General features: G+C 42.4%; 7 protein-coding genes, 6 tRNA genes and 2 rRNA genes. 14 read left to right on the top strand and 1 reads right to left on the bottom strand.

Annotated elements, in window-relative coordinates:
• Nucleotides 1-155 precede the first annotated feature (155 nt).
• A 23S ribosomal RNA gene (locus QUF91_RS26880) occupies nt 156-3083 on the top strand.
• A gap of 188 nt (nt 3084-3271) precedes the next feature.
• A 5S ribosomal RNA gene (gene rrf / locus QUF91_RS26875) occupies nt 3272-3387 on the top strand.
• 213 nt (nt 3388-3600) lie between these two features.
• On the opposite strand, the gene mbcS is transcribed toward rrf, so the two are convergent.
• Complete coding sequence (gene mbcS / locus QUF91_RS26870) at nt 3601-5178, bottom strand: acyl-CoA synthetase MbcS (RefSeq protein WP_289419930.1); 1578 nt, start codon at nt 5176-5178, stop codon at nt 3601-3603.
• 268 nt (nt 5179-5446) lie between these two features.
• Between mbcS and QUF91_RS26865 the strand changes: the two genes are divergently transcribed.
• From QUF91_RS26865 to glmM, 12 genes are all read left to right on the top strand, one after another.
• Nucleotides 5447-5523, top strand: a tRNA-Asn gene (locus QUF91_RS26865).
• Nucleotides 5524-5638: 115 nt separating this feature from the next.
• Nucleotides 5639-5713: transfer RNA gene (locus QUF91_RS26860), tRNA-Glu, on the top strand.
• Between the two features lie 73 nt (nt 5714-5786).
• A tRNA-Val gene (locus tag QUF91_RS26855) sits at nt 5787-5862 on the top strand.
• 14 nt (nt 5863-5876) lie between these two features.
• A tRNA-Tyr gene (locus tag QUF91_RS26850) sits at nt 5877-5960 on the top strand.
• A 15-nt stretch (nt 5961-5975) separates the two neighbouring features.
• Nucleotides 5976-6050, top strand: a tRNA-Gln gene (locus QUF91_RS26845).
• Nucleotides 6051-6062: 12 nt separating this feature from the next.
• Nucleotides 6063-6135 (top strand) — tRNA-Lys (locus QUF91_RS26840).
• A gap of 294 nt (nt 6136-6429) precedes the next feature.
• Nucleotides 6430-7335: an arginase gene (gene rocF, locus QUF91_RS26835; RefSeq protein WP_289419929.1), complete on the top strand. Its 906-nt coding sequence runs from the start codon at nt 6430-6432 to the stop codon at nt 7333-7335.
• 133 nt (nt 7336-7468) lie between these two features.
• Nucleotides 7469-8032: an RNA polymerase sigma factor SigW gene (gene sigW, locus QUF91_RS26830; protein WP_285395794.1), complete on the top strand. Its 564-nt coding sequence runs from the start codon at nt 7469-7471 to the stop codon at nt 8030-8032.
• Nucleotides 8033-8045: 13 nt separating this feature from the next.
• The gene (locus tag QUF91_RS26825) at nt 8046-8672 is read left to right on the top strand and encodes an anti-sigma factor family protein (RefSeq protein WP_289419928.1); all 627 of its coding nucleotides are present in this window, start codon (nt 8046-8048) and stop codon (nt 8670-8672) included.
• Between the two features lie 149 nt (nt 8673-8821).
• On the top strand, nt 8822-9658 hold the full coding sequence (gene cdaA, locus QUF91_RS26820) for a diadenylate cyclase CdaA (protein WP_285395796.1): 837 nt from the start codon (nt 8822-8824) through the stop codon (nt 9656-9658).
• On the top strand, nt 9651-10784 hold the full coding sequence (locus tag QUF91_RS26815) for a CdaR family protein (RefSeq protein ID WP_289419927.1): 1134 nt from the start codon (nt 9651-9653) through the stop codon (nt 10782-10784). The genes cdaA and QUF91_RS26815 overlap by 8 nt, the downstream gene beginning before the upstream one ends.
• A gap of 322 nt (nt 10785-11106) precedes the next feature.
• The gene (gene glmM, locus QUF91_RS26810) at nt 11107-12459 is read left to right on the top strand and encodes a phosphoglucosamine mutase (protein WP_289419926.1); all 1353 of its coding nucleotides are present in this window, start codon (nt 11107-11109) and stop codon (nt 12457-12459) included.
• Nucleotides 12460-12659: the final 200 nt, after the last annotated feature.

Below are 12659 nucleotides of genomic sequence, written 5' to 3'. Positions count from 1 at the left end.
TAGGGTTTGTAAGATTACGTTTTGCGTTCAGTTTTGAAGGTTCATTCTTACGAATGAAACACTTCAAAACTTGTTCTTTGAAAACTGGATAAAACGACATTGAAATTGTAACAAACACATTAATTTTTTAAGTTTTTTTATAGGCTTAATAACTTGGTTAAGTTATTAAGGGCGCACGGCGAATGCCTTGGCACTAGGAGCCGAAGAAGGACGGCACTAACACCGATATGCTTCGGGGAGCTGTAAGTGAGCTTTGATCCGGAGATTTCCGAATGGGGGAACCCACTACGTTTAATCGCGTAGTATCTTGACGTGAATTCATAGCGTCTTGAAGGCAGACCCAGGGAACTGAAACATCTAAGTACCTGGAGGAAGAGAAAGAAAAATCGATTCCCTGAGTAGCGGCGAGCGAAACGGGAAGAGCCCAAACCAAGAGGCTTGCCTCTTGGGGTTGTAGGACACTCTATACGGAGTTACAAAAGAGCGAGTTAGATGAAGCGACTTGGAAAGGTCCGCCAGAGCAGGTAAAAGCCCTGTAGTCGAAAGTTCGTTCTCTCCTGAGTGGATCCTGAGTACGGCGGAACACGTGAAATTCCGTCGGAATCCGGGAGGACCATCTCCCAAGGCTAAATACTACCTAGTGACCGATAGTGAACCAGTACCGTGAGGGAAAGGTGAAAAGCACCCCGGAAGGGGAGTGAAAGAGATCCTGAAACCGTGTGCCTACAAGTAGTTAGAGCCCGTTAATGGGTGATAGCGTGCCTTTTGTAGAATGAACCGGCGAGTTACGATTACGTGCGAGGTTAAGCTTTAGAAGGCGGAGCCGCAGCGAAAGCGAGTCTGAATAGGGCGAATTAGTACGTGGTCGTAGACCCGAAACCAGGTGATCTACCCATGTCCAGGGTGAAGGTGAGGTAACACTTACTGGAGGCCCGAACCCACGCACGTTGAAAAGTGCGGGGATGAGGTGTGGGTAGCGGAGAAATTCCAATCGAACTTGGAGATAGCTGGTTCTCTCCGAAATAGCTTTAGGGCTAGCCTCGTGATGAGAATACTGGAGGTAGAGCACTGTTTGGACTAGGGGGCCATCCCGGTTTACCGAATTCAGACAAACTCCGAATGCCAGATATTTATACACGGGAGTCAGACTGCGAGTGATAAGATCCGTAGTCAAAAGGGAAACAGCCCAGACCACCAGCTAAGGTCCCAAAGTAATCGTTAAGTGGAAAAGGATGTGGCGTTGCACAGACAACCAGGATGTTGGCTTAGAAGCAGCCATCATTTAAAGAGTGCGTAATAGCTCACTGGTCGAGTGACGCTGCGCCGAAAATGTATCGGGGCTAAACGATTCACCGAAGCTGTGGATTGACATCTATGATGTCAGTGGTAGGAGAGCGTTCTAAGTGCGTTGAAGTCAGATCGGAAGGACTGGTGGAGCGCTTAGAAGTGAGAATGCCGGTATGAGTAGCGAAAGACGGGTGAGAATCCCGTCCACCGTATGACTAAGGTTTCCTGAGGAAGGCTCGTCCGCTCAGGGTTAGTCGGGACCTAAGCCGAGGCCGATAGGCGTAGGCGATGGACAACAGGTTGATATTCCTGTACCACCTCCTCACCGTTTGAGAAATGGGGGGACGCAGTAGGATAGGGTAAGCGCGCCGTTGGTTGTGCGCGTCCAAGCAGTAAGGCGTGTGTGTAGGCAAATCCGCACACTGTAACGTTGAGCTGTGATGGCGAGTCCGTATGGACGAAGTTCCTGATTTCACACTGCCAAGAAAAGCCTCTATCGAGGTGAGAGGTGCCCGTACCGCAAACCGACACAGGTAGTCGAGGAGAGAATCCTAAGGTGTGCGAGAGAACTCTCGTTAAGGAACTCGGCAAAATGACCCCGTAACTTCGGGAGAAGGGGTGCTCTTGAGCGTGCAAGCGCATGAGAGCCGCAGTGAATAGGCCCAGGCGACTGTTTAGCAAAAACACAGGTCTCTGCAAAACCGTAAGGTGACGTATAGGGGCTGACGCCTGCCCGGTGCTGGAAGGTTAAGAGGAGTGGTTAGCGCAAGCGAAGCTGCGAATTGAAGCCCCAGTAAACGGCGGCCGTAACTATAACGGTCCTAAGGTAGCGAAATTCCTTGTCGGGTAAGTTCCGACCCGCACGAAAGGCGTAACGATCTGGGCACTGTCTCAACGAGAGACTCGGTGAAATTATAGTACCTGTGAAGATGCAGGTTACCCGCGACAGGACGGAAAGACCCCGTGGAGCTTTACTGTAGCCTGATATTGAATTTTGGTACAACTTGTACAGGATAGGTAGGAGCCAGAGATCTCGGAGCGCCAGCTTCGAAGGAGGCGTCGGTGGGATACTACCCTGGTTGTATTGAAATTCTAACCCATGCCCCTTAGCGGGGTAGGAGACAGTGTCAGGCGGACAGTTTGACTGGGGCGGTCGCCTCCTAAAAGGTAACGGAGGCGCCCAAAGGTTCCCTCAGAATGGTTGGAAATCATTCGTAGAGTGTAAAGGCACAAGGGAGCTTGACTGCGAGACCTACAAGTCGAGCAGGGTCGAAAGACGGGCTTAGTGATCCGGTGGTTCCGCATGGAAGGGCCATCGCTCAACGGATAAAAGCTACCCCGGGGATAACAGGCTTATCTCCCCCAAGAGTCCACATCGACGGGGAGGTTTGGCACCTCGATGTCGGCTCATCGCATCCTGGGGCTGTAGTCGGTCCCAAGGGTTGGGCTGTTCGCCCATTAAAGCGGTACGCGAGCTGGGTTCAGAACGTCGTGAGACAGTTCGGTCCCTATCCGTCGTGGGCGTAGGAAATTTGAGAGGAGCTGTCCTTAGTACGAGAGGACCGGGATGGACACACCGCTGGTGTACCAGTTGTCTTGCCAAAGGCATCGCTGGGTAGCTATGTGTGGACGGGATAAGTGCTGAAAGCATCTAAGCATGAAGCCCCCCTCAAGATGAGATTTCCCATTACGCAAGTAAGTAAGATCCCTCAAAGACGATGAGGTAGATAGGTTCGAGGTGGAAGTGTGGTGACACATGGAGCTGACGAATACTAATCGATCGAGGACTTAACCACAATGTTTGAAACATTCAATGCACCGTTTATCCAGTTTTGAAAGAATAATTCTTCTTTCATCAAGGGTTTCAAGATACGAGTAGTTCGAGGAAGAGATGGAGAGAGGGAAGGAGCGTACTCAAGTACGTGACTGACTGAACGACAGAAGCTGACGAAGAAATACGACGTATATTGAAAGCCGAAAATAGTCTAGTGATGATGGCAAAGAGGTCACACCCGTTCCCATACCGAACACGGAAGTTAAGCTCTTTAGCGCCGATGGTAGTTGGGGGCTTCCCCCTGTGAGAGTAGGACATCGCTAGGCGCAAAAAGTCGCTGCTGATAAACTCAGTAGTGGCTTTTTTTTGTCTTCATTCAGCAAATCTTTTCTGTGCGAAAGCTAAGCGACTGCAACAAATGTTTTTAACGAAAGCAATAGGGGAACTTATTTTAAAGAATAGCAAAGTGTAAATAGTAATATATATAAAAGACATTTCAACCGAGTAATGATCGATGAAATGTCTTTTTTTATTATATTTTATACAGTTGCTGCTCGTAGGTCTATACGACGAATCTTGCCAGACGTTGTTTTTGGTAGTTCATCGATAAAGACGATACTACGAGGATATTTATAAGGTGCTGTTAATGCTTTAACGTGCTCCTGTAGCTCTTTTGTTAACTCGTCTTCATCTCGATCTCTGAAGCTTTCTCGCAAGATGACGAAGGCTTTAACTATATTTCCTCTAATTTCATCTGGTGCTGCAACAACAGCACATTCTTGTACAGCTTCATGTTTATTTAAAGCATCCTCTACCTCAAATGGACCAATTGTATAGCCTGATGAAATAATAATGTCATCTCCTCGACCTTCAAACCAGAAGTAACCGTCTTCATCACATTTTGCTTGGTCACCAGTAATATACCAATCGCCACGGAAGGCAGCTTGTGTACGTTCAGGTTCGCGGTAGTACTCTTTAAATAGAGCAGGAGATGTTTTGTGTACAGCAATATCTCCGACTTCTCCAATCGGTACCTCGTTACTTTCATGATCTATAATACGCACAATATTGCCTGGGGTAGGAACACCCATTGATCCCGGACGTAATTCGATATTTTCAAGTGTGCCGATTAATAAAGTATTTTCCGTTTGGCCATAGCCATCGCGCACTTTAAGACCAAAGTTGTTCTTAAATGTTTCGATGACAGGTCGATTTAATGGTTCACCAGCAGAAACGGCACTACGTAGAGATGATAGATTATAGTCTTTTAAATTATCAATCTTCGCCATAATTCGATATTCAGTTGGCGTACAGCATAATACATTGACCTTCTCATCTTGAATCAATTGAAGGTATGTTTTTGCATCGAATCCTCCGTGATAGACAAATGCAGTTGCACCCAACATAATAGTAGATAAGAATGGGCTCCAAATCCATTTTTGCCACCCTGGAGCTGCTGTAGCCCATACTAAATCACCTTCGCGTACACAAAGCCATTTAGAAGCGGCTGTTCTAATATGTGCATATCCCCAACCGTGCGAATGAACAGCTCCTTTTGGTTTGCCAGTCGTGCCAGATGTATAAGAAAGAAATGCCATATCATCTCGTTTTGTGGCAGCTGCTGTAAATGTATCTGGCTGTGTACTAGCCAATTCATCTAAAGATGTCCAATCGCCTGTAGCAGTACCAATGATCAATTTATTATTTAAAGCCTCTACTGAAGAAGTAATACGATCAACTTCACTAGTGAACGCTTCATAGGCAATTACGGCTCTTGCAGAAGAGTGCTCCATACGATATTCTAAATCACTTGCACGTAACATTTCTGAACATGAAATAGGAACAATACCAGCCTTTAGACAGCCAAGGAAGACAAAGTAAGCCTCAGGCAGACGTGGAATAATAACTAATACGCGATCTCCTTTTTGAAGCCCCTTCTTCGTAAAGGCATGCGCGTATTGATTCATTTTTTGTACAAGCTCAACATAGGAAATTGTTCGGCGCTCTTGTTGAGTATTTAGCCATCGTATTGCTTGACGATTACTATCTTGAGAAAATTTCTCCAATTCCTCTGTAATATTATAAAATTCTGGTGCAATTAAATCATTTGTTACCATGTGAACATTCCTCCCCCAAATAAATCTAATAGAAAATTCATAAAACTATTTCTATTTTAACAATTACAATAATATACAGCAAGAATATTTTGTACATAAGACAGAAATATTAGATTAAATAGAGAACTATTATCGTATTAGTTAATGTATAGGAAAACTTCGACAAAAAATATAAAAAATTTCATGAAAAGTATTGCATAATTTATAATGGTTGCTATAATAATAAATGTACTTGAGAGGTTTTAAAAACCAAATTGAATACTATTGTTCCGAAGTAGCTCAGTTGGTAGTAGCACCTGACTGTTAATCAGGTTGTCGCAGGTTCGAGTCCTGCCTTCGGAGCCATTTTTTTGCCCATTTTTAAGTTGAAGTTATACATATAAAAAGTTACAAAAAAGTGTTGCAATAATAAGCAAATAGTGTTACAATAAATCTTGTCTTGTTTGAGACGTTAATAGATGGCCCCTTGGTCAAGTGGTTAAGACACCGCCCTTTCACGGCGGTAACACGGGTTCGAATCCCGTAGGGGTCACCATTTTAAAAACTTTGTAGTAATGCAAAGGCTTAAAAAGAATATAAACTGTTAAGAAATACACACCTGTTTCTATGGAGGATTAGCTCAGCTGGGAGAGCATCTGCCTTACAAGCAGAGGGTCGGCGGTTCGAGCCCGTCATCCTCCACCATAATGTGTTATTTCGGAGGGGTAGCGAAGTGGCTAAACGCGGCGGACTGTAAATCCGCTCCTTAGGGTTCGGCGGTTCGAATCCGTCCCCCTCCACCAGTTTTTATAAATGATTGGGGTATAGCCAAGCGGTAAGGCAACGGATTTTGATTCCGTCATGCCTAGGTTCGAATCCTAGTACCCCAGCCATTTTTCTTTTATGAGCCATTAGCTCAGTTGGTAGAGCATCTGACTTTTAATCAGAGGGTCGAAGGTTCGAGTCCTTCATGGCTCACTTTTTTATAAAATAATACATATTCAAAAGTGTTACATTAACTACAGATACTAATCTCTTGCTGAAAACAGCAGGAGATTTTTTTATGTCTTTTTTCTGGCTCTTCACCGAAATATGTGCTTGACTGCACATTCCGCTCCGCTTTGCTCGGAATGCGACCAGGGGACTCGCGTTCCGCAGCTTCATATACCTTCATACCATTTAAATTGTATAAATATGCAGAAAGTTGTTAGGTTGAGCCAAGGTGGATATAGGCTTTACAATAGTCTTACAACTTAAAGGGGGTATGAAAAAATGAATAAACTAAATATTTCTATTATTGGTGTGCCAACTGATTATGGACAAACACGTAGAGGAGTCGATATGGGGCCAAGTGCTATCCGCTATGCAGGTGTAGTAGAACGCTTGGGAGCAATTGGTCATGAAGTACATGATCAAGGGGATATACGTGTTAGTCAGAAACAAGAGGGCACTATTGTCGATAAACAACTACTGAATTTAGAGGAAGTAATTGATGTAAGTACATTATTAGCAAATAATGTAAATAAAGCGGTGGAACAGAAGAAGTTTCCACTTGTATTTGGTGGTGATCATAGTATTGCTATTGGAACGCTTGCAGGGCTTGGGGAGCATTACAAAAACTTAGGCGTTATTTGGTTTGATGCGCATGCTGACTTAAATACACCTGAAACGACACCGTCTGGTAATATACATGGGATGCCGTTAGCTGTTAGCATTGGACTAGGTCATGAACGCTTAGTGCAAATTCGTAATTATGCACCGAAAATTAAACCTGAAAACGTCATTATTATTGGGGCACGTTCTGTAGATCCAGGTGAGCGTGAATTGATTCGTCAGCAAGGAATCAAGGTGTACTCAATGCACGAGGTAGATCGTCTTGGTATGACGCGTGTAATGGAAGATGCTCTTTCCTATTTAAGAGAGCGCAATGTAGATGGTCTGCATTTATCACTCGATCTAGATGGGTTAGATCCACTGTATACTCCAGGGGTGGGGACACCTGTACCTGGTGGTATTACGTATCGAGAAAGTCATTTAGCGATGGAAATGATTCAGGAGTCAGGTATGCTAACATCTGCAGAATTTGTTGAGGTTAATCCAATTTTAGATGAAAAGAATAGAACAGCAGATGTTGCCGTTGCATTAATGGGTTCTTTATTTGGTGAAACACTAGTTTAAAGAAATTTAACAAAAATTTGCCTATTGCCACAATGTATAAAAATTTTTTGATATAATTAATAATAAAATGAAACTTTTCTTATAAATGGGTCGTATAGTATAAGACAGTTGTAAAGGTGGAGAAATCAACACAATGGATGCGTTAGTAAACAAGAAAATAAAACAAGTGCTTAAAGGCGATCAAAACGCATTTGCCGATATTGTGAGTCTCTATCAGCACAAACTGTACCAAGTATGCTATAGGATGTTATCGAACAAGCAAGAATCTGAGGATATTGCACAGGAAGCGTTTGTTCGTGCCTATATGAACTTGCATACTTTTGATCAGAAAAGAAAATTTTCGACGTGGCTTTATCGCATAGCGACAAACCTCTGCATAGACCGTATTCGGAAGAAAAAGCCGGATTACTATTTAGATGCGGAAGTAGCTGGTACAGAGGGGCTTGATATGTATTCGCAAATCGCAGCAGATGACCAGCTACCAGAGGAACAGGTAGAGCAAATGGAGCTACAAGATCGAATTCAATATGAGATTGGATGTTTGCCGGATAAATATCGTTCGGTTATAGTATTGAAATATATTGAAGAATTATCTTTGCAGGAAATTAGTGAGATTTTAGATATGCCTCTTGGAACGGTGAAAACGAGAATTCACCGCGGACGTGAAGCATTACGTAAGCAATTAAACAATCTGTAGGAGGGGAAGCGTCATGAATACTTGTCCAGAGCATATAATAGACTATATGCATGATTATTTAGATGGTGACATTAGTCGTGAGCATGAGCAAGAGTTAAAACAACATTTGCACACATGCAGTGATTGTAAACAATTGATGCAGGAATTGAGTGAAACAATCGCCTTTGTGAAGAGTGCTTCCCATATTACAGCACCTCCGCATTTTGAAGCAGCCGTGATGGCTCGTTTACCGAAACCCAAAAGTCGTGTAGGCATGCAAAAATGGATTCGCCGGCATCCGTTCTTTGTGGCAGCAGCAGTTTTTTGTTTATTCATGAGTGCAACTTTACTTGGTACTTTCATGGATGACCAGCATTTCTCCGTGACTAAACAACCAAACCTAGTTGTTGAAGGACAGACGGTTATTGTGCCGGAGGGGGAAGTTGTCAAAGGCGACATTGTTGTTAAAAATGGTGATTTAATTGTTGAAGGTGAAGTGGATGGCAATGTCACAGTTATTAACGGACAATATATGGCATCTTCAGCAGTTGTTTCAGGTAAAATAGAGGAAATTGACGAAGCATTCGAATGGCTCTGGTATACGATCAAAAATTCAGTAAAGGATGCCATGACATTCGATGAGAAACAAGCAACTAAATAACACTCTATACGTCCTAAAAGATAGTGCACGTGAGAGGCTGAAAGGTCTACTCTTTTGAGTAGACTTTTTATTTGAAAAAAGTTACATTTGTTAAGAATGTGCTATACTTAAATGTGTATGGATTCGCAATGAAAAGTGGGGGATGCCACATGCAAATTATCGAACAATTCGCTGATTTAACACCCGTGAATATTGTTATTAACTTCATAGATGTACTGCTTGTTTGGTACGTTGTTTACAAAATTTTAACCCTCATTAAAGGTACGAAGGCTGTCCAATTATTAAAAGGAATTTTCGTAATTATTATTGCGCGTATCGCTACTGATTATTTAGGGTTACAAACATTAGGTTGGATGCTAAAGCAAGTTATCGAGTTCGGTTTCTTGGCGATTATTATCATATTCCAACCTGAGATAAGACGTGGTCTTGAACAAATTGGTCGAGGAAAGCTATTCCAACGTTCAACTAGTCAAGAGGAGGAAGAGCAAACGAGACTTATTGAGGCCATGAAGAAATCTGTTAGTTATATGGCCAAACGTCGTATTGGGGCGTTAATTTCTATTGAGAAAGAAACTGGTCTAAATGAATATATCGAAACAGGTATAAGTCTAGATGCTGATATCTCATCTGAGTTACTGATCAACATCTTTATACCTAATACACCACTTCATGATGGAGCGGTTATTATGCAGAAAGATAAAGTAGCGGCAGCAGCTTGTTATTTACCGCTTTCTGAAAGCCCGTTTATCTCCAAAGAGCTTGGGACACGCCACCGTGCCGCACTTGGCTTAAGTGAAGTGACAGATGCTATTACTATTGTCGTATCAGAGGAAACTGGCGCCATTAGTATTTCACTGAATGGTAATCTACATCGAAATCTTTCTCTAGAGGAATTCGAAGAACTGTTACGTAAAATGTGGTTCGGAGCAGTGCAAGAATCAAATGCATCCTCTAAGTTGACTTGGAGGGGGAAAAAGAATGGATAAAATGATGGATAGCCCTCGGGTGTTAAGAATCATCGCATTATTTCTAGCTATTTTGCTATTTTTCTCCGTACGTACTGAATCGTCTTCTTCAAATAAAACAATAATAAATGAGCAAACAGCGGTAATTCGCGATGTACCAGTAGATGTTTTTTATGATGATCAGAACCTCATTGTTACTGGCATACCAAAGACCGTGGATGTTACGATAAAAGGTCCGTTGCCACTTGTTATACAAGCACAGACAGCGAAGGATTTCTCCGTATTCGCAGATTTAAGTAAATTACTAATTGGTGAACATAACGTAGAGCTGAAGTACGAGAATATTTCTGATAAGTTGCAAGTTACATTAGACCCAGCGACTGTAAAGGTAAATATTGAGGAAAAGGTCACGCAGGAATTTCGTGTTGACCCTGAGATGAATCAACGTTTAATTGAAGAAGGCTATATATTAAAGGGCATGACTGCTAATCCAGCTACGGTGTATGTTACAGGTGCCAAAAGTATTATTAAAAATATTAGCTCTGTAAAAGCTACTGTAACGGGTGAGCAAGGCCTGAAAGAACCGTTCTCACAGGAAGCGACAGTTAAAGTACTAGATCGTGATTTAAATAAGTTAGATGTGAAGATTGAACCAGAAACGGTGAAGGTACAAGTAGATATTGGAGCATACAGTAGAGAGTTGCCTGTTGTGCTTAAGGAAGTAGGGAAAGCGGCGGATGGTATTACCGTCAATAAATTAACATTTAGTCCTACAATGGTGAAAGTGTATGGTAGAAAATCTATCTTAGATGCTTTAACGGCAATACCAATAGAGGTGGATCTATCAAAAATTACAGAATCAAAAACTTATGAATTTGATGTGAAATTACCAAAAGGTGTGACAAAAGTATCTGATCCGAAAATTAAAGTGAAAGCAGATATTTCGCAGGTAGAGCAGGAAAAAACAACAACGACTACAACAACGACTACAACACCTGCTCCTACACCAACACCTGACACTAAGCCAGATACTAAACCTGATACTAAACCTAAGCCTAATCCTAATCCGGCGCCTCCATCAGAGGAATCTAGCACTCCTACTGAGGATCACACGCCTACTGAGAAAACAGAAGATATTGATTCTTAAACAATAACTGACTATAATTTTATTTTGATTCAGTAGAGATTTCGTTCTCTTTTGGTAAGGGTATTCATTTTCGGTTTTGAAACACTAACGAAAACAAAGTACTCAGGCTAAAATCAAAATACCCTATGCTAAATTAATCTGTGCTGATTAGAAAGTGTAACTCATTACAAGCCGGATAAAATTTGCATAGGGGCATAATTAATAGTTACCAGTAAATGAACGAAAATAGACTTTTCCAAAAGTAAGCAGATGAGCGGTCTAGTTAGTTGTCAGTGTAGACAAGCATGACCTCCGTCTTGCATTGAAGGAGAGAATAATCAAAATGGGTAAATATTTTGGAACAGATGGCGTCCGTGGCGTCGCGAATAGTGAATTAACACCGGAGTTTGCATTTAAACTTGGCCGCGTAGGTGGCTATGTTTTAACGAAGGATGCAACTGACCGTCCAAAGGTTTTAATCGGTCGTGACACACGTATTTCAGGCGAAATGCTTGAAGGTGCACTTGTAGCTGGTCTTTTATCAATCGGCGTAGAGGTGATGCGTCTTGGTGTTATTTCTACACCAGGTGTGGCTTACCTTACTCGAATTATGAGCGCAGATGCAGGCGTCATGATTTCAGCTTCACATAACCCAGTTGCTGACAATGGTATTAAATTTTTCGGTCCTGATGGCTTTAAGCTAACAGATGCGCAAGAAGCTGAAATCGAAGCGATACTAGATGCACAAGAGGATACATTGCCACGTCCAATCGGGGCAGATTTAGGATCTGTAAGCGACTACTTCGAAGGTGGACAAAAATATATTCAATACTTAAAACAAACAGTGGATGAAGAATTTGATGGTATCCATGTAGCATTAGATTGTGCACATGGTGCTACGTCTTCACTAGCTACACATCTATTTGCAGATTTAGAAGCTGATATTTCAACGATGGGTGCCTCACCAACAGGTTTAAATATTAATGACGGTGTTGGTTCAACACATCCAGAGGGCTTAGCTAAATTTGTTACAGAAAAGGGTGCTCATGTTGGCTTAGCATTCGATGGCGATGGTGACCGTTTAATCGCAGTAGATGAAAAAGGTACCATTGTTGATGGTGACCAAATTATGTTCATCATTGGGAAGCATTTGAATATAGTTGGTCGTTTGAAAAAGCAAACAATCGTGTCGACTGTTATGAGTAATATGGGCTTCTACAAAGCTGTTGAAGATAATGATATGCATAGTGTACAAACAGCTGTAGGTGATCGTTATGTCGTAGAAGAAATGCGTGCTAATGATTATAATTTAGGTGGCGAGCAATCAGGTCATATTGTTTTCCTAGACTTTAATACAACTGGTGACGGCTTATTAACAGGTATTCAGCTTGTCAACATTATGAAAGCTACAGGCAAAAAGCTGTCAGAGCTTGCATCTGAAATGAAAATTTTCCCACAACGTTTAGTCAACGTACGTGTAACAGACAAGCATGCCGTGACGGAGAATGAAAAGGTTGCTGCAGTGATTGCTGAGGTAGAAGCAGAGATGGCTGGTAACGGTCGCGTTCTAGTGCGTCCTTCTGGTACAGAGCCACTTGTACGAGTAATGGTGGAAGCGGCTACAGAGGCAGACTGCGAGCGTTACGTAGAGCGAATTGCAGATGTTGTCCGTGCTGAAATGGGTTTAACAGAATAAACAGTTTATCTTCATTCCGTTGGTGATAAACGCCTACTGAATGAAGATAAAGCCTCCGGACACATTGTTTGTCTGCGCGAAAGCGAAGCGACAGCAACAATTACGCCAAGGCGATATTGATTAACTCGATTTCCTTTAATAGGAAGTCGGGTTTTTTTATTAGGCACAAGAAAGTGATGGATAGAAAAGCGAAAGTTGTG

This window comes from Lysinibacillus sp. G4S2 (genome assembly GCF_030348505.1).
In the GTDB taxonomy this organism is placed as follows: Bacteria; Bacillota; Bacilli; order Bacillales_A; family Planococcaceae; genus Lysinibacillus.
The sequence above is the reverse complement of the archived record's forward strand: the minus strand, read 5'-3'. Positions and strand labels throughout refer to the sequence as shown.